Raw genomic sequence first — 24662 nt, 5'->3', positions numbered from 1 at the left:
CAACGGGAACGGGGGTTACGCCTCGCGCTCGATCTGTTCCAGCCCCGCGGCCCATTCGTCGGCGATCAGCGGATTGGTCAGCAGCCAGTTCACGGTGTCCGGGCTCCAGTCATCCTGCGCCTCTTGCAGGGCGCTCTCCCAGTCTGCTGCCGTGTAATCCCCGCGCCCCAGGGTGCTGAGGGCCTGCAGCTCCGCCTGTTGGTCCGGACCCAGGTCGCGCAGCGTGCCCTCCAGTTCCTGCAGGGTCAGGTCGCTGGCGTGATCAGCCAGGATCTGCATCGCCCAGTCATTGTCGCTACCCTCGCTTCCGGTATCCGGGAAGACCACATCCTCTTTGGCATGGAATTCCCGCGCGGCCTGGATTAACCGCTCCATCGTCTCGCCGGTGATGCCGAGGGAGATGGCCATCTAGTGGGCCGGCGTCCGTTCCTGGGCCAGGACCCAGGGGGCGGCCACGATCGCAGTGAAGATCGGGTCGTTCGCGGCCCAGCGGCGGGCATCGTCATCCGAGGCCCGCGCGACCTGGTCGTTGGCCAGCCATTCGCTGACCTGATGGGTCGCATCGTCGCGGATGGCGCGGGCGACCTCGATCAGATCCAGCTCCGGCGCCACGCGGATCACCACGCCGCGCGCGAAATGCGGCATCAGGTCTTTCCACGGCAGCGGGCCGGCCTGTTCTTCCAGTGGGACTTCGGGTTGTTCGGCAGTGGCGTCGTGCATGACGGTTCCAGTCGGTTTCAGATATCGTTCAGGCTAGGCCGATACCCTTGTATCTTCAACATCTGCCCACGCACGCGTCCGGAGAATGCACCGATATGCGACCCACGCCGGATCTCCAGCCCGGATACCGCGGGCGGGACCTGACGCGGCCCCGCGCGGGCCACGCACTGGTGCTGGCGACGCTGCTGTTCGTGGCGCTTCCGGCGCAAGGCCAGTTCAACACGGATGACCCCGAGGCCGCCGTCTGGGATCTCGACGAGGCCGTTGCCCAGATCGAGGCGCACTACCCGGGCCGGGTGCTCCACGCGCGCGAGGATGTGAGCCAGTTCGGGGCGCGTCTGTTCATCATCCGTATCCTGACCAACGATCAACAAGTGCGTACCCTCCGGATCGAGGAAGGCACCGAAGTGGAGCTCCCGGAATGAACCTACGCGTGGTACTGATTGAAGACGACGTCGCGCTGCGCAACCAGATTGGCGACGAGTTGGACCGCAGTGGCTGCCGCGTGGATACCGCCTCGGACGGCGAGACCGGGCTTTACCTGCTGACCGAGTACCACTGCGACATCGCGGTGGTGGATCTGGGCCTGCCGGGCATGGATGGGCTGGACGTAATCCGCAAGGCGCGCGAGTCCAAGCCGCGCCTGCCGATCCTGATCCTGACCGCGCGCGACCGCTGGCAGGACAAGGTCGAGGGCCTGGAGGCCGGGGCCGACGACTACCTGGCCAAGCCGTTCCACATCGAGGAATTGCTGGCGCGGCTGCGCGCCCTGGCACGCCGCAGCCTGCAGTCGGGCCAGGAGCGGCTGGCGTTCGGGCCGCTGGTGATCGACACCGCGGGTGACGAGGTCTGGCTGAATGGCGAGCCGGTCACCCTGACCACATTCGAATACCGCCTGCTGATGACATTGGTCCGCCAGCCGGGCCGGGTGCTCAGCAAGGATGCGCTGGCGGACTACCTCTACGATCACGATGAGGACCGCGAAAGCAACGTGATCGAGGTCCTGATCGGGCGCCTGCGGCGCAAGCTGGATGCCGACGGCAGCCTGGGCTTGATCGAGACCCTGCGCGGACGCGGCTACCGCTTCGCCCGCGAACCCGACGCCGTGCCGGAAAACGAGTCGGACAGCCCTCGATGACCTGCCGCGAGGCTGCCGGGTCCGCATGACAGCGGCCCTGCGCAAGCTGCGTGGGAGTCTGGTCCTGCGCTTGGCGGGGGTCACGGCGATCACCGTGCTGATCTTCTCGTTGCTGACCGCCTGGGTGCTGGAGGCCGCCTTCCGCGACAATGCGGCGGATGCGGTAGAAACCCGCCTCGAGGCGCAAGTCCTGCTGCTGATGGGGCTGGCCGAAGTGGTCGGCCCGGCCGATGTGCGCGTCCCCGAGATGCTCCCCGAGAGCCGGCTGCAGTTGCCAGTCAGCGGGCTCTACGCGCGCATCCTGGGCGAGGAGGGGCAGACCCTGTGGCGCTCGCCGTCAGCGGTCGGCGTCTCCCTGCGCGGCTGGACGGAAGACGAGTACTTCAGCTTCAGCCTGCCGGTGCAGTGGGAGCTGGACGGCGGTCAGGTCGGCCTGACCTTCCAGATGCTGGAGGACCGCGAGGCCTTCAGCGAACAGGTCGAGCAGTACCGCACCAGCCTCTGGCAGGGGCTGATGACCATGACCCTCTCCATGATCCTGGTCCTCTCGCTGGCGTTGTGGTTCTGGGGCTTGCGCCCGCTGCGCCAGGTCCGGCGTGACCTCGATGCCCTGCGCCACGGCGACCATGCGCATCTGGCGGGCGATTATCCCACCGAGGTTCGCGCCCTGACCGGCAGCATCAACGACCTGGTCGAGTTCGAACGCGCCCGACTGGCGCGCCAGCAAAATGCCCTCGCGGACCTGGCTCACAGCCTGAAGACCCCAATCTCCGCCCTGCGCCTGAACCTCGAGAGCGCGCGACCGGATAATGACGACATGCAGCGCCAGGTCGACCGGCTGCAGGGCATCGTCCAGCATCAGCTCAACCAGGCCCAGCGGCTTGGGCCGGCCCCGTTCCAGGCTGCCGAGCCGCTGGGGCCGATCATCGAGCGTACCGGACAGGCATTGGGACGGCTCGCGGCCCAGGAAGGGGTGGCGCTGGAGACCGATCTGGCTGCGGGCTGCGTCCTGCGCATGGACAGCGGGGCGATCTTCGAGCTCCTCGGCAATACCCTGGACAATGCCATCCGCCATGCGACCACGCGGGTGCGCATTACCACTCGCTGCCAGCCCGGCGAGGTGATGCTAATCATCGACGATGACGGCCCCGGCATCCCGCCGGCCGATCGTGCCCGGGTGCTGGAGCGCGGGCAGCGCGCCGATACCCGCGGGGGCCAGGATGACGGCCGCGGTGAGGGTCAGGGGCTCGGTCTCAGCATCATCCACACCCTGGTGACCGACCACGGCGGGACGCTGTTCATCGAGCAGGCCCCGGAGCTCCACGGCGCGCGCATCCGCATGGTTTTTTCCGCGTCCTGAAGCCAGTGCGGGCGGGGTCGGGGGTTGCTCCATGATGCGTTTCGCGGTGCTCAACGCATCCTACAAAGCTCCGCAACGACACCGCGCGGCTGGACATCGCCCCCGTAGGATGCGTTGAGCACCGCGAAACGCATCAACCAGGGTGTGTCGCTCCCCAAACCGTTCGAAATCAGAGTGTCAGGCCGTCCATCGGCAACGCCGGGGGTTCGCCCAGCACGCTGTCGCGCACCAGCGCGGCCGCGCCGCAGGCGAAGGTCCAGCCGAGGTGGCCGGATCCGGTATTGAGGTAAAGGCCGGGTACCGCGGTCGCCCCGAGGATCGGGGTGCCGCGTGCGCTCATCGGGCGCAGGCCGGTCCACGGGGCCATGGTCTCGGCATCCATTTGCTCGGGCAGGCTGGCCAGGGTACGCCGGCAATGATCCAGTACGCTGGCGGCCCGTTGCGGGTTCAGGCTGCCGTCGCGACCCGCGAACTCCGCGGTGCCGGCCAGGCGCAGGCGATCGCCCAGCGGGGTCATCACGACCTTGTTGGCGTCGTCGATCAGTGGCAGGTGAATCCGGGTTCCGGCGTTCATCGGCAGGGTCAGCGAGTAGCCCTTGACCGGTGCCACGGGCAGCCGGATCCCGAGTGGGCGCAGCAGATCGGGCGCGTGGTAGCCGTTGGCAACGACACAGGCATCCGCGGCGATCGGGCCTTCCGAGGTCTCCAGTGCATTGAGGCGGCCGCGGAAGGTGCGCAGGCGGCGCACCGCCACGCCCGGGCAATAGGTCAGTCCGCGGCGGCGGGCGATGGCCAGCAGGCCCGCGGTAAAGCGCGCGGCATCGCCGATGGCATCGTCGGGAAAGTAGAGCCCGCCGCACAATTGATCGCGCACGGGGGCCAGCGCCGGCTCTTCGGCGATGATGCGTTCCACGGTCCAGTCCTCGAAGCGCACGCCGGCGTCCGCCATGTCCTCGCTGGCGGTGCGATTGCGGGCCTGGCTGGTCGGGTCCTGGAATAGCTTGAGGATGCCGCTGCGGCGGAAGTCGAAGTCCAGCCCCTCGGGTGCCAGCTCGCGCTGCAGGCGGTCGATCTCCTTCAGGGAGAAGGCCGCCAGGCGCGCATTGAGCCGGGTGTGTTCCTCGAAGCGCGCGCGGCGGCTGTTGCCGAGAAAGCGCAGGCCCCAGCCGATCAGCCCCGGTATGGCGTGCGGGCGCACCAGCAGTGGCGAATCGCGGCGCCCGAGATAGCGCAGCAGGTCGAGACCCACGCCCGGGGCGTTCCAGGGTTCGGCATGGCTGGCATGCAGCATGCCGCCATTGGCGAAACTGGATCCGCTGGCCGGCGCCGCAGCGGCGTCCAGCAGCACGACCTCGGCTCCAGCCTCCTGCAGGTACCAGGCTGTGGTGACACCGATCACCCCGGCGCCGATGACCGCTACGCGCATCCGTTGGTCCTTCCGTTGTCGTGGCTCATGTGCCACTGGCCAGTCGTTGGATCAGTGTCGCGTATTCGCGTTCCAGGCGTTTGGGCGAAACCTTATCGCGGGTGCCCAGTTCCTGGGCGAACTGCGAGACGCGGAATTCCTCGATGCGGTAGCGAAAGGCGAGGACGTCCGGGTGGTCCGGGGCGCGGGCGATCAGTTCCTGTGCCTGCTGCCACAGCGGCTCCACGGCGACGCGGCGGGCGCGGTCCTTGTCCGGGGCCTGGCTCAGGCGCTCCAGGCGCTTGTCGATCGCCTCGAGGTAGCGCGGCAGTTCCGGCAGGACATCATGCGGGATGCGCAGCAGGAAATCCGCCGGGACCAGCGCGTCCAGCTGCCCGCGGATGTCGCGCGCGGCCTCGATCCAGGACAGCGGCAGGTCGCCCTGCAGCCGGGTGCGCAGGTCGTGCCAGCGGCGCAGGATCTCGGCGGTCAGGCGCGAGAGCTCCATTACGGTGGGCGAGAACGCCGGCAGGGACTCGTTGAGTCGTTGGGCGAACGCCTCGGCGGCGCGTGGCCAGGGCTCGGCCAGGAACACGCGGTCCGCAGCGGCCTCCAGGATCTGGTCGCGCAGGGCCTCGCAGCTGCCCAGCGTCGAGTAATTCAGGCAGGCGCGTTCGATCTCCGGGAGCTGGCGGCGCAGATCGCGCGCGGTCTTGCGGGCGCCGAGCAGGAACAGCCGGCGCAGGCCCGCGCGGTGGGCGCGTTCGGCCTTGGCCGGGTCGGGTTCCAGCTCCAGCGAGACCGAATCGCCGCGATCGACCAGGATCGGGAAGGCCCGCAGCTGTGCCCCCTGGTGGTCGAATTCGACGCTCTCTGGCAGCGCACCGAAATCCCACTCCGTGATGCCCTCGCGGGTGATCTCGTCCGGACGGCTGGCATCGAAGTGGGCCTCGGCGCTCCCGCCCAGCCGTGCCTTGAGCGCGGGCAGGTCGCGGCCGCTGGTCTCTTCCTTCCCTTCCGGGTCGAGGATGCGAAAGCGCATGACCAGGTGCGGCTCCAGGGTCTCCGGGCGCCAGGCATCCAGCGGGATGTCGGTGCCGGTCATGGCGCGCAGGGCTGCGGCCAGTGCGGGAATCAATGGGCCCTGGCGGTGTTCGATGCGGGCCAGGGCGGCCTGGGCGAAGTCCGGGGCGGGCACGAACTGGCGGCGCAGGGCCTTCGGCAGGCTCCGCAGCAGGGCGGTCACGCGATCCTCCAGCAGCCCCGGCACCAGCCAGTCGCCCAGCCAGTCGGGCACCGCGTTCAGCGCGGCGATGGGGATGGTGACGGTCACGCCGTCGTCCGGCTGGCCGGGTTCGAAGCGGTAGGCCAGTGGCAGGCGCAGGCCCTCGAGCTCCAGGTGGTCGGGATAGGCGCCTTCCGGGAGCGTGGCCTCTGGCTCGTTCAGGAGCTCGGCGCGGTTGATCTTCAGCGCCTCCGGATCGTGTTTTTCGGTCTTGCGCGCCCAGGTCTCGAAGCTCGTGCCGTCGGTGATCGCGGCCGGCAGACGGGCGTCGTAGAAGTCGAACAGGCGCTCCTCTTCCACCAGCAGGTCGCGGCGGCGCCCGCGCGCCTCCTGTTCGGCGATCTCGGCCACCGCCTCGCGGTTGGCGCGCACGCCGTTGGAGCGCGAGCGCAGCTCGCCACCGACCAGGCCCTCGCGGATCAGGATGCGCCGCGCCTCGGCCGGGTCATGCTTGGCGAAGTCCACCGGTTTCCTGGGTGCCACGACCAGCCCGTACAGGGTGATGCGGTCGAAGGCCCCGACGCGTCCGCTGCGGCCCTGGAAGTGCGGCTCGAAGATGTGGTGCTTAAGCAGATGCGGGGCGGCGGTCAGGATCCAGTCGGGCTCGATGCGCGCGTTGTCGCGGGCGTAGACACGCGTGGTCTCGGCGATCTCCGCGCTCATCACCCAGGCCGGCTTCTTCTTCGCCAGCACCGAGCCGGGGTGGATCTGGAAGCGGCGGTTGCGCGCGCCCAGGTAGTCGCCGCGCTCGGTCTTCTGCCCGACCTGACTGACCAGCCCGGTCAGCAGCGCCCGGTGCACCGCCTCGGCGTCCGCCGGTTGGTGGTTCGGGTGCAGGTCCATCTCGCGCGCCAGGCGCAGGAGTTGTACGCGCAGCTCCTGCCATTCGCGCATGCGCAGAAAGTTCAGGAAGTGCTCGCGGCACCAGCGCTTCAGGGCACTGGACCCGAGGTCCTCGCGGGCGGTGTGCCAGGCGTCCCACAGCCGCAGCATGCCCATGAAGTCGGACCCCTCGACCTGGAACTCGCGGTGGGCCTGGTCCGCCGCCTGGGTGGCCTCGGCCGGGCGCTCGCGCGGGTCCTGCAGCGACAGGGACGCGGCGATGGTGGCGGTCTCGGTGACACAGTCGTGCTCGGTGCCGGCCAGCAGCATCGCCGCGTGGCGCGGGTCGATGGGCATGCGCGCGAGCTGCCGCCCGCGCCGGGTGATCCGGCCACGCTCGTCTACCGCGCCCAATTCGTCGAGCAGGTGGTAGCCATCCTTGACTAGGCGCGGGTCGGGCGGGTCGAGGAACGGGAACTGGCGCGGTTGGCCGAGCTTGAGCGCGGCCATCTGCAGGATCACCGAGGCGAGGTTAGAGCGCTGGATCTCCGGATCGGTGAAGGGCGGGCGCAGGTTGAAGTCGTCTTCCGCGAACAGCCGGATGCAGATGCCGGGGCCCAGCCGCCCGCAGCGCCCGGCGCGCTGGTCGCAGGCGGCCTGCGAGATGGCCTCTAGGCTTAGGCGCTGTACCCGCGAGCGCCAGGAGTAGCGCGAGATGCGCGCGAGCCCCGAGTCGATCACGAAGCGGATGCCGGGCACGGTCAGCGCGGTCTCGGCGACGTTGGTTGCGAGTACGATGCGACGGCCGCTGTGTGACTGGAATACCCGCGACTGCTCGCGCGCGGACAGGCGTGCGTAGAGCGCCAGGATCTCGGTGTCGGCGCGGACCTGGCCGCGCAGGGCCTGGTGGGCGTCGCGGATCTCGCGTTCGCCGGGCAGGAATACCAGTACGTCGCCGGGCCCGGCGCGCTCGCACTCGGCCACCGCGTCGCGGATGCCGTCGAACAGGTCGCGTTCACCACGCCCCTGCTCGTCGCTCTCGTCTCCAGCATCCTCCGGCTCGATCGGGCGGTAGCGGAGCTCTACCGGGTAGGTGCGTCCGGCCACCGTCAGAATCGGGGCGTCGTCGAAGAACGCCGACAGCCGTTCGGGGTCCAGGGTGGCCGAGGTGATGATGATGCGCAGCTCGGGGCGCTTGTGCGACAGGCGTTTGAGCACGCCCATCAGGAAGTCGATGTTCAGGCTGCGTTCGTGCGCCTCGTCGACGATGATGGTGTCGTAGGCGCGTAGCTCCGGGTCATGCGCCATTTCCGCCAGCAGGATGCCGTCGGTCATCAGCTTGATCCAGTTGTTCGGCCCGGTCTGGTCGGAGAAACGTACCTTGAAGCCGACCGTGGAGTCCCGGTTGCCGCCCAGGGTGGTGCCCAGTTCCTCGGCGATGCGGCTGGCCACCGAGCGCGCGGCGATCCGGCGCGGCTGGGTGTGACCGATCAGCCCGGCCTCGCCGCGCCCGGCCTCCAGGCACAGCTTGGGCAGCTGGGTGGTCTTGCCGGAGCCGGTCTCGCCGCACAGCACGAGTACCGGGTGCTCGCGGATGGCGGCGACGATGCGTTCGCGCTCGGCGTGGATCGGCAGGTCGCCGGCGTAGACGGGTTGCGGGCGTAGGCGGGCGCGCTCGTCGCTGCCTACCTGGGGGGCGGCCCCCTCGGTGGTGGCCAGGCGTTCGGCGAGGGTGCGGGCCATGCGGTCGCACGGCTGCCCGCGCCGCTGGCGCTGACGGGCCCGGCGCAGCAGGTCCGCGAGGTCCTTGCGTTCGCCGCCGGCAGGCAACGCCTCGATGCGGGCCGCGAGGGCGTCGAGATCCGGTGCGGGGGCCGGTTTCACGCTCAGCCCTGGTAGCGCAGACGCAGGGCCTCGATATTCTCCGTGCGCAGGCGCTCCAGCGCCTGGCGCACGCGGTCCTCGTCACTGAACGGGCCGAGGTAGACGCGGTACCAGGTCTCGCCCTGGATCTCGACCTCGTGCACTTTCGGGTCCAGACCGAGCAGGGTCAGTCGTGCCTTCATCTCATCGGCCTGGGCAAAGCGGCGGAACGAGCCGGTCTGCAGGACGACCGGATCGCCTTCACTGGGCGATGCGGCCGGTGGCACAGCCGGGGCGGGCGCGTCGCGCTCGGACTCCGGCACCCGGATCTCGTCCTCGGGCAGCAGCTCGTAGTAGCGGAAGCGGGGCTCGTCGTCCGAGGGAACGGTGTCCCGCTCCACCGGTGCCGGGGTCGGGGCGGCCGTCTCGGTCGCGGGATCCGGGTCACCGAACAGCGCGCCCAGATCCGGCGAGCGGTCGGCACCCTGCAGGTACAGCACGGCGGCAAGCCCCAGGCCGATCAGCAGGCCGAGCAACATCCATACCCAGCCGGGGATCGGCCGCGAGGCCTTCCGCGGGGCGGACTTGCGACGGGTCTTGCGCGCCTGGGCCATGGTCTACATCCGTTCCGGGGCGGTCACGCCCAGCAGGCGCAGGCCGTTGTGCAGCACCTGCTTGGCGCCGGTCAGCAGCGCGAGACGCGCACCGATCACGTCGGGGTCGTCCGCGTTGAGGAAGGGTACCGCGTTGTAGTAGGCGTGGAAGCCGGCGGCCAGCTCGCGCAGGTACTGGGCGATCTGGTGCGGTTCGCAGGCCTCGGCGGCCGCCGCGATCACCTCCGGGAAACGGTCCAGGCGATCCAGCAGGTCATCCTCCTGCGGTTCGGTCAGGCGCGTGCTGAGGCCTGCGGCGTCGGCGGCGGCCGGGGCATGCCCGCGCTCGGCAGCGGTGCGCAGCACGCTGGCGATGCGCGCGTGCGCGTACTGGATGTAGTACATCGGGTTGTCGTTGGACTGCGACTTGGCGAGGTCGAGGTCGAAGTCCAGGTGCTGGTCGCAGCGGCGCTGCACGTAGAAGAAGCGCGCGGCATCCGAGCCGACCTCGTCGCGCAGTTCGCGCAGGGTCACGAACTGTCCGGCGCGGGTGGACATGGGCAGGCGCTCGCCACCGCGATAGAGGATCGCGAACTGCACCAGCAGCACGTCGAGGCGGCCGGGGTCCAGGCCCAGGGCCTGCAGCGCGGCGCGCACGCGCGGGACGTAGCCGTGGTGGTCAGCGCCCCAGATGTTGATCACGCGCTCGAAGCCGCGCTGGAACTTCTCGCGGTGGTAGGCGATGTCGGAGGCGAAGTAGGTGTAGTCGCCGTTCTCGCGGCGCACCACGCGGTCCTTGTCGTCGCCGTAGTCGGTGGAGCGGAACCACAGGGCCCCGTCCTGCTCGTACAGCGCGCCGCGCCCCTGCAGGTCCTCCACTGCGGCGTCGATCGCGCCGGAGTCGGCCAGGCTGCGCTCGGAGAACCAGCACTGGTACTCGACGCCAAACTCGCGCAGGTCGTCGCGGATGTCATCGAGGATCGCGTTCAGGCCGCAGTCGAACACCTTGCGGTAGAGCGTCTCGCCCAGGAGCTCGCGGGCGCGGGCGATCACCGCGTCGATGAAGGTTTCCTTGTCGCCGCCGTCCGGTTCGTCCGCCGGAAGGTCGCGGGTGACGGCCTCGGCCGGGTGCACGCCCTGTTCGCCGATCTGCGCGGTCAGGGTCTCGGCGACCGGGTGGATGTAGTCGCCCTTGTAGCCATTGGCCGGGAACGGCACCTGGACACCGTGCTGCTCCAGGTAGCGTAGCCACACACTGGCAGCGAGGATGTTCATCTGCCGCCCGGCGTCGTTCACGTAGTACTCGCGGGTGACATCGAAGCCGCAGAAATCCAGCAGGTCGGCCACCGTGGCGCCGAAGGCCGCGCCGCGGCCATGGCCGACATGCAGCGGCCCGGTGGGATTGGCGGAGACGAATTCCACCTGCACCGGGCGTCCGCCGCCCACGCTGGAGCGGCCGAAGTCGTCACCTTGGGTCGCGACGCGGCCCAGCACCAGCGTGCGGGCATCCGCGGCCAGGCGGAAGTTGATGAAACCGGGGCCGGCGATCTCGGTGCCGGCGAGGCCGGGCACCTCGGGCATGGCCGCACACAGGGCCTCGGCCAGATCGCGTGGCTTGGATTTCGCCGGGCGCGCGAGCTGCATCGCCAGGTTGGCGGCGAAGTCGCCGTGTTCGCGGTCGCGCGCACGCGTGACCTGCACCTCGACACCGTGGTCGGCGGGTACGCGGCCTTCGGCCACCAGGGTCTCCAGTGCGGCCGCCAGGGCCTCGGTCAGGGTGTCTTTCAAGGGAAGCTCGATCCGTCGGGTAAAAAGGGCCGCATTCTAACCCGGAAGCGCTGGTCGTGCCGCCCCGGTACGGGGCGCTCGAAGGGAACCGGGCGGCGGTTTACGCCAGCGAGACCGGGTCGATGTCGATGGCGATGCGGGTGCCGCGCGGGAGGTCGTCGGTCTGCCAGGCGTGGCGGGCGCGGGTCAGGGCCCGATGGAGTGGGCCGCGCTGGGTGGACTGCAGCAGGATCTGTTCGCGGAAGCGGCGATTGACGCGGTGGCGCGGTGCGGGGGCCGGGCCGAGCACGCGCAGGCCTTCGGCGGCGGCGTTGCGCAGGTGGGTGGCGACGCGCTCGGCGTGGCGGCGGGTGGTCTCGGCATCGCCCGCCTCGACGCGGACCAGGGCCAGGTGGCCGTGGGGTGGCATCTCGGCGGCGGCGCGCTCCTCCAGCAGGGGCGCGACCATCGCCGGGTAGTCCGCGGCGTTCAGGCCGCGGATCAGGGGGTGGTCCGGATGACCGGTCTGCAGCAGGACGCGGCCGCCGCCGGAACCGCGTCCGGCGCGCCCGGCGGCCTGCACGATCAGCTGCAGGGTGTTTTCGGTCGCGCGCAGGTCGACGCTGAACAGGCCCTGGTCGACGTCAATCACGCCGACCAGTCCGACCTGCGGGAAGTCGTGGCCCTTGGCCAGCATCTGGGTCCCGACGACGATGGCGGCATCCAGCTGGCGGATACGGTCCAGCGCCTCCTCGAGCGCCCCCTTGTGGCGGATGCTGTCGCGGTCCAGGCGGATCAGCGGAGTGGTCGGGTAGTGGCGGGCCAGGGCCTGTTCCAGGCGCTGGGTGCCGAGACCGCGCTGAGCCAGGGCCTCGCCGCATTGCGGGCAGCGCTGGGGGCGCGGTTCCTGGTGACCGCAGAGGTGGCAGACGGCACGCGGGTTGTGCGCGTGGATGGTCAGGCGCGCATCGCAGTCCGGGCATTCGGCGACCCAGCCGCAGGCGTCGCAGGCCAGCACGCGGGCGAAGCCGCGCCGGTTCAGCAGCAGGAAGCACTGGTGGCCGGCGGCGAGGGTCTGTTGCATGGCATCCAGAAGCGGGGCGGTGAGGCCCTCGTCGGGGGTGTGCACACGCGTGTCGATGGCCTCGACGGCGGGCGGTTGAGAGCCGTCCGGGCGCGTCGCCAGTCGGGTATGGGCGTAGCGGCCAGTGGTCGCCGCATGCAGGGTCTCCAGGGTCGGCGTGGCCGAGCCCAGGACCACCGCGGCCTGTTCCAGCTGGCCGCGCTTGATGGCCAGGTCGCGGGCGTTGTAGCGAAAGCCGTCCTGCTGCTTGAAGGCGCTGTCGTGCTCCTCGTCAACGATGATCAGGCCGAGATCGGGCAGGGGCGTGAACAGCGCCGAACGGGTGCCGACGACGATGCGGCGCTGCCCCTGACGGGCCGACTCCCAGGCGCGCAGGCGCTCGCCCTCGGACAGCCCGGAGTGGAGGAGGGCAACCTGCCCGGGGAAGCGCTGCTGGATGCGCGCGCTCAGCTGTGGCGTCAGGGCGATCTCGGGGATCAGGAACAGGACCTGGCGCCCGCGTGCCAGCACGCGTTCGGCCATTTGCAGGTAGACCTCGGTCTTGCCGCTGCCGGTGACACCCTCCAGCAGGAGGGGTACGCCGGTATCCGGGGTCAGGGCGTCGACGGCGGCGCGTTGTTCGGCGGTCAGGGTGTGGTCGCTGGTGTTCGGGGGCGGTGGCTGTTTCGGGTCGGGCGTGATCGCCTCCAGCCAGCCGCGTTCCGCAAACGCGCGCAGTTCGCGCGGGGCGAGTTGCAGCCCGGTGGCGGCGGCCAGGGTGGCGCGATCCAGGGCCGGTGAGGCATGCGGTGTGGAACCCGGGTGGGCCAGCGCGCGGAGGACGGCCTGCTGGCGTCGCCCGCGGGCGTCACCGTCGGCCAGCGCCTGGCTGCCCGCGGGTGTCATCCGCCACAGGGTCTCCGGGGTCAGGGCGGGGAGCGGGTCGCCATGGCGCAGGGCCGGGGGAAGTGCCCCCAGCAGGGCTTCGCCCAGGGGGTGGTGGTAGTACCGGGCTCCGAACTGCAGCAGCTCCAGCAGGCGGGGCCCCAGGATCGGTTCTGCCTCGGGTGCTTCCTGGATCGCACGCAGGCGGCCGGGTGCAACCTCGCTGGTGGATGCCAGCTCGACCACGACCCCGATGGTCGACCCGCGCCCGAAGGGCACGCGCACCCGCTGGCCGGGTGCAAGCGTCAGTCCCTCGGGGATGCTGTAGTCGAACAGCCGGTCCAGAGGGCGATCCAGCGCGATGCAGGCGATTCGGGGCGCGGCAGGCATGCGCACAGTCTACTGTGTCGGACCCCGGGGAGGGGGCGTGGCCGCCGCACTTCGGGAGGGGGGGGTTATCCACAAAAGCTGTGGATAACTCTGTGGGTGAATCGGTATGAACATCCCTAAATGCTTGTTACTGCTAAGGGCTACCTGGATTGGGCAAAAATCGACCATATCCATTTAATATAGGGAAAACAGCGAGTTATGATCTTTATGTGAAACCGAGTGCGCGCTGTGTGTGCTAACCGGGGTTTGACCCCGGCCCTTGTGGGTAGTTTGTACAGGAAACGTACAGATTTCGGGTTTCAATCCTGGCCCGTTGGGTGAGCAACAAAAAAACCCGGCACCGCAAAACGGTGGCCGGGTTTCGGTTGCGGGGCCCGGTGTCCGGGCCCCGCGAGTGGGGCGGGCCGACTAGCCGAGGGCCTTGACCGATGCCACCAGTTCGGCGGCCACCTTCTGGCCGTCGCCGTACAACATCTGGTTGTTGTCGGCATAGAACAGGTGGTTCTCGATGCCCGAGAAACCGGAGCCCTTGCCGCGCTTAACGCAGATGACGTTGTGCGCCTGGTCCGCGTTGAGGATCGGCATGCCGTAGATCGGCGAGTCCGGATTGGTCCGGGCCACCGGGTTCACGACGTCGTTCGCGCCGATGACCATGGCGACATCCGCGGTCTTGAACTCCTCGTTGATCTCGTCGAGGTCGAAGATGATGTCGTAGGGCACGCCGGCCTCGGCCAGCAGCACGTTCATGTGCCCGGGCATGCGGCCCGCGACCGGGTGGATCGCGAACTTCACGTCCACGCCGCGCTTCTGCAGCAGCTGGGTGAATTCCCAGATCTTGTGCTGTGCCTGCGCCACGGCCATGCCGTAGCCCGGCACGATGATCACCTTCTCGGCAAAGGCCATCATGATCCCGGCGTCGTTGGCCTGGATCTCCTTCATGGTGCCCTCGATCGCTTCCTCGGCACCCCCGCTGCTGCCACCGAACTGGCTGAACAGGATGTTCTTGATCGGGCGGTTCATCGCCTTGGCCATCAGCTGCGTGAGCAGCGTACCGGCCGCGCCGACGACGATACCGGCGATCATCAGGGCCGGGTTGTCGAGCACGATGCCCTTGAGGCCGACTGCCAGGCCGGTGAGGGCGTTGTACAGCGAGATGACCACCGGCATGTCGGCGCCGCCGATCGGCAGGGTCATCAGGATGCCGAAGGCGAGCGACAGGATGAAGAACAACAGCAGTGTGGCCGAGCCGATCTCGCCGCCGCCGGTCGCCAGCATGAAGCCGAGGATCACGGTGATAGCAAAGATGGCGATGTTCACCACCTGCTGGCCCGGGAAGTGGAAGGTCTTCTTCATCAGGCCCTGCAGCTTGGCGTAGGCCACCAGCGAACCGGAGAAGGCGACCGAACCGATCAGCGAGCCGGTGGTGGCGATCGCCAGGCCGGTGTTGCTGACGGTCTCCGGGGTGGCCTGCAGCAGGTAGATCGCGCCGATGCCGGCCGCGGCGCCGCCGCCCATGCCGTTGTACAGCGCGATCATCTGCGGCATGTCGGTCATGGCGACCTTCTTGCCGCTCCACCAGGCGAGACCGCCACCGATGACGATACCCAGGACGATCAGGGTGTAGTTCACGCCCCCGGAGACCTCCGGATGCACGAAGGTCACGAGCGTGGCGAGCACCATCCCCACGCCGGCCCACATGATGCCCGGCCGCGCGGTGGTCGGCGAAGACATCTGCTTGAGGCCGACGATGAACAGGACCGCCGCCGCAAAGTAGGCGAGGTTGATAATCAGACTCATGCGTTATCTCCCTTCTTGTCGTCCTTCTTGCTGGTCTTGAACATCTCCAGCATGCGTTCGGTGACGACATAGCCACCCACGGCGTTGCCCGCGGCCAGGATCACGGCGACAAAGCCGATGGCCTGTTCCAGCGGGGTCGTGGCGTGGCCGAGCGCGACCATGGTCCCGACCAGCACGATGCCGTGGACGAAGTTGGAACCGGACATCAGCGGGGTATGCAGGATGACCGGGACCTTGGAGATGATCTCGTAGCCGGTGAAGGCCGCGAGCATGAAGATGTATAGCGCGATAAAGCCTTCGATGATCATGATTGAGCTCCCTTCAGGGCCTCGCGGGTGGCCTCGTGCACGATCTCGCCATCGCGGGTCAGCACGCTCTTGGCGATGACCTCGTCATCCCAGTCGGGCTGGAATTCGCCGCCTTCTGCGATCATCGGCGTGAGGAAATTCAGCAGGTTCTTGGCATACATCTCGGAGGCATGCAGCGGGACCTGCGAGGGCACGTTCAACGGGGCATGGATGATCACGCCCTTGTGGTCGTGGGTCTCGCCGGGCTTGCTCAGCTCGCAGTTGCCGCCACCTTCGGCCGCCAGGTCGATGATGACCGCACCCGGCTTCATGCCCTCGACCATGATCTTGGGGATCAGCTTGGGTGCATCGCGTCCCGGGATCGCGGCGGTAGTGATCAGCACGTCGGCCTTGGCGATGTACTCGCCCAGGGCATCCTGCTGCTGCTTTTTCTCTTCCGCGGTCAGTTCGCGGGCGTAGCCGCCCTCGCCCTCGGCGGAGACGCCGAGATCGAGGAACTTCGCGCCCAGCGACTCGACCTGCTCCTTGGTGGCGGAGCGCACGTCATAGGCCTCGACCATCGCGCCCAGGCGCTTGGCCGTGGCAATCGCCTGCAGCCCGGCCACGCCGGCGCCGATCACGATGACCTTGGCCGGGCGGATGGTGCCGGCCGCGGTGGTCAGCATCGGGAAGAAGCGGCAGGACAGGTCGGAGCCCATGATCGCGCCCTTGTAGCCGACCACGGCCGCCTGCGAGGACAGCACGTCCATGCTCTGGGCGCGCGAGATGCGCGGGATCAGCTCCATCGCGAAGCTCAGGATCTTGCGCTCCTGCATCGCCTTGACCACATCCGGGTTGCGGTGAGCGTGGAACAGGCTGACCACGGTCGAGCCTTCCGGCAGCTGGTTGATCTCCTCGACTGTCGGCGGTGCCACGCGGACCATCAGGTCCGACTGGCCGTAGGCGGTCGCGGTGTCGACCACGGAGGCCTTCTCGTAGGCCGCATCCGGAAAATGGGCCTCGGAACCGGCACCCTTTTCCAGCTGCACCGTGATGCCCATATCGCTGAACTTGGCCGCTACCGACGGATCCAGGGCCACGCGGCGCTCGCCACTGGCGGATTCCCTGGGAACGGATAATTTGATTGCCATGCGCTCTCTCCCCGGGCCAAGCGTTCCCGTATTCCCTATGGGACGATCAGCCGCGCTCGCGGGTGGTGAAATCGGATGCGGCACGCGTGATTCGGGCGTGCCGCACAAAAAACGACCCGCGAGTGTAGCGGATCCGGCCTCGTGCTTAAACCGTGTCCACCCTCGTTGCAGGGCCCGTCAGGTTGGGCGAGCTTACGATACCGCGGGTCATGGCGTTGTAATTGCTTTGTTCCTGAAGGCTGTTTATTGTTTTTCGGGTATCGAAGGCGGCATGGATTTGTTCACCCGTACGCCGCGTGAGCAAATCCGTGTTTCCTTGAGACGGGACGGGGTCATGTTGCCGAATGAGCATCAGGTCCTGCGCACGGATGCCGCGGGCATGCCGCTAGAGTGGATCGGCCTGGAGCAGGCCGTGCGCCTCTATTACACCGAGCAGGTGGCCTACACCTGTGGCAGCCCGCTATATCGCATGCGCGGCGGCATCAACGCGCGCACCGGGTTGCAGTCACGGGTCGAGGTCAACTCGATCATCGCCACTCACGGCACCCGCAAGTCCCGCTTCAACGACTACATCCCCCCGCTCAATAACACCACCCTGTTCCGCCGCGATGCCCACCTTTGCCTCTACTGCGGTCACGCGTTCCCCGAACGCGATTTGTCCCGCGACCACGTGACCCCGATCAGCCAGGACGGCGAAGACACCTGGACCAACGTGGTCACCGCCTGCAAGCGCTGCAACAACCACAAGGCGGGGTTCACGCCGGAAGAGGCCGGGATGCAGTTGCTCGCCATCCCGTTTACGCCCACCCACGCGGAATACATCTTCCTCAAGGGCAAGCGCGTGCTGGCCGACCAGATGGAGTTCCTGCAGGCGCACTTCCCGCGTACCAGCCCGTTGCGGGGTCGTAGCGTCTGATCCGTCCCGGGCGCGCGCCCACTCGTGCCCGCGGGTATCCTTGGCGTGTGAACCAAAGCGACGCTCCGTGACTCCGACAGGGAGTCACCGTCCCCCATGCCTGCAAGGAGCCCCATGAAGTATTTCGGAGAAGCGGATTATCGCCATGGCCAGGCGCGCGGCGTCGGCGTTTTGCTGACCAACCTGGGGACGCCGGACGAACCCACCGCGCCCGCCTTGCGGCGCTACCTGAAGGAGTTCCTCTGGGACCCGCGCGTGGTCGAGGTCCCGCGACCCATCTGGTGGCTGATTCTGAACGGCGTGATCCTGAACATTCGGCCCAAGCGCTCGGCGGCGAAATACGCAACCGTGTGGACCGACGAGGGCTCGCCGCTGCTGGCGATCTCGAAACGCCAGGCCGCCGGTGTGCGCGAGCGCCTGGCCGCGCAGGTCGGCGAGGATGTCCCGGTCGCCCTGGGCATGCGCTACGGTAACCCGTCCATTGAATCCGGCCTGGACGAACTGCGCCGCCAAGGCGTGCGTCGTGTGGTTGTCCTGCCGCTTTACCCGCAGTACTCGGCCAGCACCAATGGCTCCACCTTCGATGCCGTGGCCGACGTGCTCAAGGGCTGGCGCTGGGTGCCCGATCTGCAGTTCATCGCCGCCTATGACGCCCAGCCCGGCTACATCGAGGCCCTGGCCAACAGCGTGCGCGAGCACTGGCAGGCGCATGGTCAGGCCGATCGCCTGATGATGTCCTTCCACGGCATCCCCAAACGCTACCTGCTGCAGGGCGACCCCTACCACTGCCTGTGCCACGCCACCGGGCACAAGCTGGCGCAGGCGCTGGGGCTGAACGACGACCAGTGGCAGGTCACCTTCCAGTCGCGCTTCGGTCGCGAGGAATGGCTGCAGCCCTACACCGACAAGACCCTGGAGGCCTTGCCGGGGCAGGGCGTGCGCTCAGTGGACGTGATCTGCCCCGGTTTCTCGGCGGATTGCCTGGAGACCATCGAGGAGATCGGCGACGAAAACCGCGAGATCTTCACCGAGGCCGGCGGCGAGCGCTTCCACTACATCCCGGCGCTGAATGACCGCGCTGATCATCTCGACTTCCTGGCCGGGCTGCTACAGCAGCACCTGGCGCCGTGGCTCGACGATCCGGACAACGCCCCCGAGGCGCGTGCGGCTGCGCGCGAGCGCGCGCTGGCCATGGGTGCCAAGCAGTAGATCGGCGATGGATCGACCCACGATGGACGGCCGGGGATCGCACACGATCGAGATCGGCGCCGTGATCATCGGCGACGAGCTCCTGAGCGGGAAGCGCCGTGATCGGCATCAGGCGCACCTGACCGCGGCGCTGGCGGAAAGGGGGCTGGAACTTGCGTGGATCCGTATCGTCGGTGATAACGCCCGCCTGCTGACGCAGACCTTCCGCGAGACCCTGGCCAGCGGCGCCGAGGTGTTCAGCTTCGGCGGCATCGGCGCGACCCCGGATGATCGCACCCGCGCCTGCCTGGCCGAGGCACTGGCCCAGCCGCTGGCGCCTCATCCCGAGTTCATGGCCATCCTCGAGGAGCGCTTCGGTGCCGACGCCTGGCCCCACCGCGTACGCATGGCCGAGCTCCCCGAGGGGGCCAGCCTGATCCCGAACCCGGTCAACGGCATCCCCGGCTTTAGCTGTGCGCAGCATCACTGCGTACCCGGTTTCCCGGCCATGGCCGAGCCCATGGCCCGCTGGGTCCTGGAGCAGCGCTTCCCCGACCGCGATGCGGCAGCGGGTGCCGTGGAAGAGGTCCTGCGCCTGGAGAATGTCACCGAGAGCCGCCTGGTCCCGGTGCTCGAGGCCATGGAGGCCGCGTTCCCCGACCTGCGCATCTCCTGTCTCCCGCGCATGGACCGCCAGGCGCCGCAGGTCGAGCTGGGCCTGCGTGGCGCCCGCGCCCGCGTCACCGAGGCCCAGGCCGCCTTGCGCCAGCACCTGATCGCCGGCGGTTTTCTGGCGTACTAGTCTGCAGCCTCCTGGCAGGGCAACGGTGCTATAAAGCCCTTGCGCACCCCGGCGTTCCCGGTATATATCCTGTGGGGAAGACGCTGATCTGGGCGTCTGCCTGACAGGCGCCCGCCTGCGTGCCGCGATCGCGGCCCGAATGGAAGACCCGAGTACGTGAACCTGCCTGCCCTTGGCCCCGAATGGCTGGAAGCCGCCGAGACCGCGCCGACCCTTGCGCCGGTCGTGGCCGACTCCTCCTCCGAATTTTGCGCGCCCGACGGCTGGCTGGATGCGCTGGCGCGCGAGCATCGGCTCGTCTGGCCCGATTTCCTGCCGCAGGAGATCGTCGACGCCCTGCGAGAGGAGGTCTATGCGCTGCGTGATGCGGCGCAACTGGCGCAGGCGCGGATCGGCCGCGCCGGCGAGCGCCATCGGGACCGGGCGACCCGCGGCGACTGGATTCACTGGCTGGATGGCGCGAGTCCCGCGCAGCAGGCGTTCATGGCGCGCCTCGACGAGATTCGTTTGCAGGCGAGCCGGGCGCTGATTCCGGGCCTGTTCGAGACCGAGTCCCACTTTGCCCTCTATCCGCCTGGCACCCACTACGCCCGGCACGTGGATGCCTTCCAGGCTGGCAATTGCCGCCGCCTGTCGCTGGTGTTCTACCTGAACCGTCACTGGCGCGAACGCGACGGCGGCCAGCTCGCAATCTACGACAGCGAAGGGCGCGAGATCCGCCGCATCCAGCCACGCGCGGGGACGCTGGTGATGTTTCTCAGTCAGACCGTACCCCATGCCGTCCTGCCTACCCGCCGCTGGCGCGCCAGCATCGCCTCCTGGATGCGCATCCGCGATCTCTCGGGCCCCCTCGCCAGCCTCGACCGCTTCTGACGGTCCTGGTTGCCTGAGGGGGGGCACCTGCGCGGCGGGCCGACGCCTGCCGAGTTCTCGCCGAAATCGCAAGTCGACCCCGCCCGTTCGCGACGCGGGACTCGCCCCGACAGCGGCTCCGAGCGGTTCGTTTCGTGTGATGCGCTTCTGGTTTTCCAGCCTTTCCGCGGTCCATGCGGCTATGTGCGTCATCGGGCCTGGCAAACTGCCTAGGCTTGCAAAGGACGTTTCTGGCTAGAGGGAGACCGTGATGCACAAGATTGGCAATTTGACTCGTTTGGTGGGGTTGGGGATCGCGACGGCGGGGCTCGTCGCCTGTGGCGGCGGCGGGAGCAGCGGTGGCGGGACCGGACAGATGAGCCTTGCCGTGACGGATGCCCCTGTCGATTCGGCCAGCCGGGTCGTGGTCCGCTTCACCTATATCGAGCTCCAGCCCTCCGACGGCGAACGCATTCGCATCGATCTGGGTGAGGACGAATCCGTTCGCGAGATCGATTTGCTCGCGTTGCAAGGCGAAGACTCTGAATTCCTGTTCGAGGACGCAGAAGTCCCGGCAGGCGATTACGACTGGATCCGTTTTCATCTGGAGCGCGAAGAGGGTGTCAGTGCGCCGCCGCTCTCCAATTTCGCGACCAGCTCGTTCATCGAGTTCGTGGATGGCTACAGCGAGAACCTGATCATCCCGGGTGGGTTGCAGGCGGGCTTGCAGCTATCCAGCGGCTTCAGCATTGCGGAGGACGAAGAGGCCTCGTTCACCGTGGACTTTGATCTGCGCAAAGCGATCCGCGAAGACACTCGCTTTGAGGGCTACCATCGCATGCGGCGTTCGCTGCGTTTGGTGGATAACCGTGAAGCGGGCGCCATTACGGGGACAGTGGATCCCGGGCTGCTCCCCGCGGATTTCACCTGCGAAGAGCGCGAACCGGGGCTGTACGCCTGCCCGGGCGCGGCGGTTTATGTCTTCGAGGGCCCTGACCGTGAGCCGCGTGATCTCCGCGACGACGATGACGATGCGGTGACCACGGCCAACGTGCACTACCGCCATGTCGAGGCGACCGGTGACTGGGAGTACCGCTACACCGCAGGATTCCTGGAGGCGGGCGATTACACGGTGGCCCTGACCTTCGAGGCGGGCGAGGACGATCCGGAGGAGGCCACTCCCATCGAGTTCGTCGATCAGGCCAACGCCGAAGTCGAGGCGGGTGAGACGACGGAAGTGAATTTCCCGGATAGCTAGTATCGATCGTCCGAGTGGGTTACGGCTTTGGGCCGCTGCCCTGCAGTAGGGGAAGCCATAGGGGCGCCGGGTTCTCACTCAGCGCCCCTTCTGTTGGTGGGGGTGAATCAGTCCCCGTGTCCCGGTTGCGAGGCCCGGTGATCCAGTTCACCCCAGGCGCTGGCCAACGGGGCTACAGGGCAAAACCACCGTCTGTGAACGGCCGCCAGGCGATTCCGAAGTCGAGTCCGGTACGGTCGCGATCCACCCGGAAGGTCTCGCGGGCTCCATATTGAGGCCAGGCTCCGCAGGCCTCGGCGCCGGCACAAATCCGGTCATCGCCCGCGATGTTGGTGCCGGCGACCACGCGATAATCCCCGGCGGGCACCCCTTCGAAGCGATAGCGGTAGGTCCCGAACTCGGGTTCCAGGGCCGTTTGCGCCACGACGCGATCGTCGCGGTCGAGCAGGAGTACGTAGACCCGTCCCACGGTATCGCTTTGCGGGTCGCGCTCGGCGACCCGGATGCCGACCGGAATGTCGCGCGGGTCGCCGTTGTCGGCGGTGATGCGCAAGCGAGACTCGTAGTCGCCCGGGCTCAGGGCATCGCGCTGCCCGTAGGCGAGATAAAGCCCCAGACCGTCGTCGGTGACCTCGTGTGGTTCCACGGTCAGCCAGGTCGCGGGCGTGGCGATGTCTTCAATCTGCAGGGTGCCATCGCCCCCGTTGCGCAGGCGCAGATCCAGGCCCGTTCCGGTGAAGCCGAAGTTCAGGCTTTGTGGGGTTACCGAGATCCGGGGTGCCAGCTCTTCCGAGCCGGCCCGGGCCGCGATCTCCTGGACCGCCTGATGCGCGTCGATCTCGCCCCAGCCGGTTTCCGGCTCCCACCCGGCAGGTCCCAGGTCCCGGGTGAGCCGGCCCGATTCGAGCAACTCCAGCAGCAATCCCGGGGAGAGTCCCGGATTCACCGCGCGGCCCAGCGCAAGGACACCGGAAACAACGGCCGTGGACATTGAAGTGCCCTGGAGGAGTGCGTAGCCCGATTCAAGGGTTCCGGCCGGGTTCTCCTTCACCCAGGTGCTCAGGATGCCGTCACCGGGTTGAATGATGACGCCCCCGGGAGCCACCAGGTCCAGACGGGGGCCGTAGTTGCTGTACCAGGCGCGTTCGGCATTGCGGTCCGTGGCGCCCGCTGCCAATACCGATTCGTAGGCCGCGGGGTAGCCGACCGTGCTGGTTCCATCGTTGCCCGCGGACGCGACCACCAGGATTCCGAGCTCGCGTACCTCCTGCAAGAGTTCATCGGCCTCCGCGCTGTAGCCGCCGCCCCCGAGGCTGAGGTTGATGATGTCGGCCGGCTTCTCGGGTACGGTGCCGGAGTCGTTCGGCAGACCCGCGGCATAGCGAATCCCCTGTAGCGTGTCGTTCAGGGTCCCGGTCCCGTTCAGCGTCCAGACGGGGAGGATGTCCACCCCCCAGGAGATGCCGGCGACGCCAAGACTGTTGTCGGTGGCCGCTCCGATAATTCCGGTGACGTGCGTACCATGCCAGGAACGCTCTTCATCACAGGTGCTGTCTGCCGGATCGCAGACAAACCGCTTTGTCGGGAAGAGTCGGTTCTCGTCCAGGTCTTCGTGCTCGCGGTAGACGCCGGTATCGATGACGGCCACGACAACCTCTTCGTCTGCTTCCTGGCCGGTGGTGATGTCCCAGGCTTGCGGCAGGTTGATGGCTTCGTGGAACCATTGATCTCCCCAGTGTGGGTCGTTGGGCGTCGTCCGCAGGGGAGTCATTCGGTAGTTGGGCGATGCCGAGACGATATCCGGTTGTCCACGAAGCGCCTTGATCACGCGCAGGGTGTCATGGCGAGCGGCTTGTTCCGGGGTGCGCCAGGCCACTGCCGGCGAGATCGAGGGCGTATGCAGGCCCAGCGTACTGATGACTGCCTCCGCATGACCCTCGGGGATGCGCCAGAGCTGCTCGCGTCCCGGCGCCCCGGAAATCCTCTGCAGGAGCATGTCGGCCGGGGTTTTCCCTTGTGCAAATGGGCGGATCTCGTCCGCGCTGCGCACGATGATCTCGCCCGGCACAAAGTCATCCGCCACACGCAGGCTTGCCGCATGCGCGGGGTCCAGCAGCTGCGACGAGTCGAGTCGCAAATGGTACGCGGACTGGCCCGAATAGGCCGATACCCGGACATAGTAAAGCCCGGCCTCGGGTGCGACGACGCGCGCGAAACCCTCGACGCTAATGGAGGCATCCACCAGCATCCCGTCTTCATCAATCAGGTACAGGTCGAGATCGGCCCGTGCGGTATCCGGGAACTCCAGCAAGGCCTGGTCGCCGGCCTCGAACTCGGCCACGAATATGTCATCCGGGTCTCCGGCCGAGCCGAAGCGGCTGTCGGTCAGGGGGCTGGCCACAAATCCGCCGATGATGGCGGGCATGCGTACCGCCTGCGCACTGGCGAGGTCGTTGTTGCTGGAGATCCGGCTTTCCGGGTCGTTCGTATCGGAATCGACATGATGCAAGGCCTGCACCTCGATGCTCCCGGACACGACGAAACCCCCACTGGATGATCCGCCGCCCCCACCCCCGCACCCGACCGCCAGAAGCGCCGAAGACAACGCCAGTGCAATCCATGCGAGGACCAGCCGCATCGATTGCGCTGGTTCATGGCGAAGCAAGTCGCCATTTGATGGGCCGAATGACTGCTTCACTCCAAAGCTCCTCCGGATGACCAGAATGTTCGGGGGCATCGGCGATTTCGACCCGCAATCGGTCCCTCATTTCCCGCGGACCGCAGACGCGAAAAGGAATTTGCCGCGATCGATCAAGAATCGCTGGTTCGAACGGTATGTGGCCGTCAACCCCTGCCCAATGCGGCATTTCAAGAGTGGCCTTCCGACCGGATGTGGTCTGTACGCGCGGCCACTGATTCAATCCGCGGTCGTTGCCTCGGGGGCTGATTCATTCGCACAGGTTCAAGGGTAAAGACTGCAAGCGAGAACGGCCGCAGGGGCGGCATGGCCTCGCGGCTGTAGGAGTTGTCGTGGCGCCACACTGTGGCGGGTCGTCCGGCGATGCCGGTTCTGCAAACGGGAGCGATGGCGCAGGTTGGGATTCGTTCTCGACCTCCGCA

General features: G+C 68.0%; 19 protein-coding genes. 8 read left to right on the top strand and 11 right to left on the bottom strand.

Going from position 1 to position 24662, the window contains the following annotated elements:
* Nucleotides 1-15 precede the first annotated feature (15 nt).
* Together F792_RS0103090 and F792_RS0103085 are read right to left on the bottom strand one after the other, a co-directional pair.
* Nucleotides 16-408: a DUF3775 domain-containing protein gene (locus tag F792_RS0103090; RefSeq protein WP_018144592.1), complete on the bottom strand. Its 393-nt coding sequence runs from the start codon at nt 406-408 to the stop codon at nt 16-18.
* Nucleotides 409-720 (bottom strand): DUF2288 family protein, encoded by a 312-nt coding sequence (locus F792_RS0103085; RefSeq protein WP_018144591.1) that lies wholly within the window; start codon nt 718-720, stop codon nt 409-411.
* 95 nt (nt 721-815) lie between these two features.
* Here F792_RS0103085 and F792_RS0103080 point away from each other — a divergent pair, with 95 nt between their 5' ends.
* From F792_RS0103080 to F792_RS0103070, 3 genes are read left to right on the top strand one after another with little or no spacing between them, the layout of a single operon-like run.
* On the top strand, nt 816-1145 hold the full coding sequence (locus F792_RS0103080) for a PepSY domain-containing protein (protein WP_018144590.1): 330 nt from the start codon (nt 816-818) through the stop codon (nt 1143-1145).
* Nucleotides 1142-1858: a response regulator transcription factor gene (locus F792_RS0103075; protein ID WP_018168324.1), complete on the top strand. Its 717-nt coding sequence runs from the start codon at nt 1142-1144 to the stop codon at nt 1856-1858. The genes F792_RS0103080 and F792_RS0103075 overlap by 4 nt, the downstream gene beginning before the upstream one ends.
* Before the next feature lie 25 nt (nt 1859-1883).
* On the top strand, nt 1884-3218 hold the full coding sequence (locus F792_RS0103070; RefSeq protein ID WP_018168323.1) for an ATP-binding protein: 1335 nt from the start codon (nt 1884-1886) through the stop codon (nt 3216-3218).
* Between the two features lie 169 nt (nt 3219-3387).
* Here F792_RS0103070 and F792_RS0103065 read toward each other — a convergent pair whose 3' ends face one another.
* The 8 genes from F792_RS0103065 to F792_RS0103030 form a co-directional block, all read right to left on the bottom strand.
* Nucleotides 3388-4644, bottom strand: a complete 1257-nt coding sequence (locus F792_RS0103065) for an FAD-dependent oxidoreductase (RefSeq protein WP_018168322.1) — start codon at nt 4642-4644, stop codon at nt 3388-3390.
* 25 nt (nt 4645-4669) lie between these two features.
* Nucleotides 4670-8614: an ATP-dependent RNA helicase HrpA gene (hrpA, locus tag F792_RS0103060; RefSeq protein ID WP_018168321.1), complete on the bottom strand. Its 3945-nt coding sequence runs from the start codon at nt 8612-8614 to the stop codon at nt 4670-4672.
* Nucleotides 8615-8616: 2 nt separating this feature from the next.
* Nucleotides 8617-9207, bottom strand: coding sequence for an SPOR domain-containing protein (locus tag F792_RS0103055; protein ID WP_018144585.1), 591 nt, complete (start codon nt 9205-9207; stop codon nt 8617-8619).
* Nucleotides 9208-9210: 3 nt separating this feature from the next.
* Nucleotides 9211-10974 carry an arginine--tRNA ligase gene (gene argS / locus F792_RS0103050; protein WP_018168320.1) on the bottom strand — a complete coding sequence of 588 codons (1764 nt, stop codon included), beginning with the start codon at nt 10972-10974 and terminating at the stop codon, nt 9211-9213.
* Between the two features lie 100 nt (nt 10975-11074).
* Nucleotides 11075-13291 (bottom strand): primosomal protein N', encoded by a 2217-nt coding sequence (locus F792_RS0103045; protein ID WP_018168319.1) that lies wholly within the window; start codon nt 13289-13291, stop codon nt 11075-11077.
* 408 nt (nt 13292-13699) lie between these two features.
* Nucleotides 13700-15088: an NAD(P)(+) transhydrogenase (Re/Si-specific) subunit beta gene (locus F792_RS0103040; protein ID WP_018168318.1), complete on the bottom strand. Its 1389-nt coding sequence runs from the start codon at nt 15086-15088 to the stop codon at nt 13700-13702.
* Nucleotides 15085-15396: an NAD(P) transhydrogenase subunit alpha gene (locus F792_RS0103035; protein ID WP_017942675.1), complete on the bottom strand. Its 312-nt coding sequence runs from the start codon at nt 15394-15396 to the stop codon at nt 15085-15087. The genes F792_RS0103040 and F792_RS0103035 overlap by 4 nt, the downstream gene beginning before the upstream one ends.
* Nucleotides 15393-16526, bottom strand: coding sequence for an NAD(P) transhydrogenase subunit alpha (locus tag F792_RS0103030; RefSeq protein WP_038084261.1), 1134 nt, complete (start codon nt 16524-16526; stop codon nt 15393-15395). Before F792_RS0103030 ends, F792_RS0103035 begins: the two co-directional genes overlap by 4 nt.
* A gap of 334 nt (nt 16527-16860) precedes the next feature.
* On the opposite strand from F792_RS0103030, the gene F792_RS0103025 reads away from it, so the two are divergent.
* The 5 genes from F792_RS0103025 (at nt 16861) to F792_RS0103005 (ending at nt 21542) form a co-directional block, all read left to right on the top strand.
* The gene (locus F792_RS0103025) at nt 16861-17442 is read left to right on the top strand and encodes an HNH endonuclease (protein ID WP_018168316.1); all 582 of its coding nucleotides are present in this window, start codon (nt 16861-16863) and stop codon (nt 17440-17442) included.
* 114 nt (nt 17443-17556) lie between these two features.
* Nucleotides 17557-18651 carry a ferrochelatase gene (gene hemH, locus F792_RS0103020; protein ID WP_018144579.1) on the top strand — a complete coding sequence of 365 codons (1095 nt, stop codon included), beginning with the start codon at nt 17557-17559 and terminating at the stop codon, nt 18649-18651.
* A gap of 22 nt (nt 18652-18673) precedes the next feature.
* Complete coding sequence (locus tag F792_RS0103015) at nt 18674-19432, top strand: molybdopterin-binding protein (protein WP_018168315.1); 759 nt, start codon at nt 18674-18676, stop codon at nt 19430-19432.
* Nucleotides 19433-19588: 156 nt separating this feature from the next.
* The gene (locus F792_RS0103010) at nt 19589-20305 is read left to right on the top strand and encodes a 2OG-Fe(II) oxygenase (RefSeq protein WP_018168314.1); all 717 of its coding nucleotides are present in this window, start codon (nt 19589-19591) and stop codon (nt 20303-20305) included.
* Nucleotides 20306-20555: 250 nt separating this feature from the next.
* Nucleotides 20556-21542, top strand: coding sequence for a DUF4382 domain-containing protein (locus F792_RS0103005; protein ID WP_018168313.1), 987 nt, complete (start codon nt 20556-20558; stop codon nt 21540-21542).
* 172 nt (nt 21543-21714) lie between these two features.
* On the opposite strand, the gene F792_RS0103000 is transcribed toward F792_RS0103005, so the two are convergent.
* Nucleotides 21715-24060, bottom strand: coding sequence for a S8 family serine peptidase (locus F792_RS0103000; RefSeq protein ID WP_018168312.1), 2346 nt, complete (start codon nt 24058-24060; stop codon nt 21715-21717).
* Nucleotides 24061-24662: the final 602 nt, after the last annotated feature.

Origin of the sequence: Thioalkalivibrio sp. ALMg9 (genome assembly GCF_000380625.1) — a bacterium.
Classification (GTDB): Bacteria; Pseudomonadota; Gammaproteobacteria; order Ectothiorhodospirales; family Ectothiorhodospiraceae; genus Thioalkalivibrio; species Thioalkalivibrio versutus.
The sequence above is the reverse complement of the archived record's forward strand: the minus strand, read 5'-3'. Positions and strand labels throughout refer to the sequence as shown.

Bases quoted from the DNA above. Each gene is read 5' to 3' on its own strand.
- F792_RS0103090 (WP_018144592.1), bottom strand. From the start codon at position 408: ATGGCCATCTCCCTCGGCATCACCGGCGAGACGATGGAGCGGTTAATC.
- F792_RS0103085 (WP_018144591.1), bottom strand. From the start codon at position 720: ATGCACGACGCCACTGCCGAACAACCCGAAGTCCCACTGGAAGAACAG.
- F792_RS0103080 (WP_018144590.1), top strand. From the start codon at position 816: ATGCGACCCACGCCGGATCTCCAGCCCGGATACCGCGGGCGGGACCTG.
- F792_RS0103075 (WP_018168324.1), top strand. From the start codon at position 1,142: ATGAACCTACGCGTGGTACTGATTGAAGACGACGTCGCGCTGCGCAAC.
- F792_RS0103070 (WP_018168323.1), top strand. From the start codon at position 1,884: ATGACAGCGGCCCTGCGCAAGCTGCGTGGGAGTCTGGTCCTGCGCTTG.
- F792_RS0103065 (WP_018168322.1), bottom strand. From the start codon at position 4,644: ATGCGCGTAGCGGTCATCGGCGCCGGGGTGATCGGTGTCACCACAGCC.
- F792_RS0103055 (WP_018144585.1), bottom strand. From the start codon at position 9,207: ATGGCCCAGGCGCGCAAGACCCGTCGCAAGTCCGCCCCGCGGAAGGCC.
- F792_RS0103045 (WP_018168319.1), bottom strand. From the start codon at position 13,291: ATGCCTGCCGCGCCCCGAATCGCCTGCATCGCGCTGGATCGCCCTCTG.
- F792_RS0103040 (WP_018168318.1), bottom strand. From the start codon at position 15,088: ATGAGTCTGATTATCAACCTCGCCTACTTTGCGGCGGCGGTCCTGTTC.
- F792_RS0103035 (WP_017942675.1), bottom strand. From the start codon at position 15,396: ATGATCATCGAAGGCTTTATCGCGCTATACATCTTCATGCTCGCGGCC.
- F792_RS0103030 (WP_038084261.1), bottom strand. From the start codon at position 16,526: ATGGCAATCAAATTATCCGTTCCCAGGGAATCCGCCAGTGGCGAGCGC.
- F792_RS0103025 (WP_018168316.1), top strand. From the start codon at position 16,861: ATGTTGCCGAATGAGCATCAGGTCCTGCGCACGGATGCCGCGGGCATG.
- hemH (WP_018144579.1), top strand. From the start codon at position 17,557: ATGAAGTATTTCGGAGAAGCGGATTATCGCCATGGCCAGGCGCGCGGC.
- F792_RS0103015 (WP_018168315.1), top strand. From the start codon at position 18,674: ATGGACGGCCGGGGATCGCACACGATCGAGATCGGCGCCGTGATCATC.
- F792_RS0103005 (WP_018168313.1), top strand. From the start codon at position 20,556: ATGCACAAGATTGGCAATTTGACTCGTTTGGTGGGGTTGGGGATCGCG.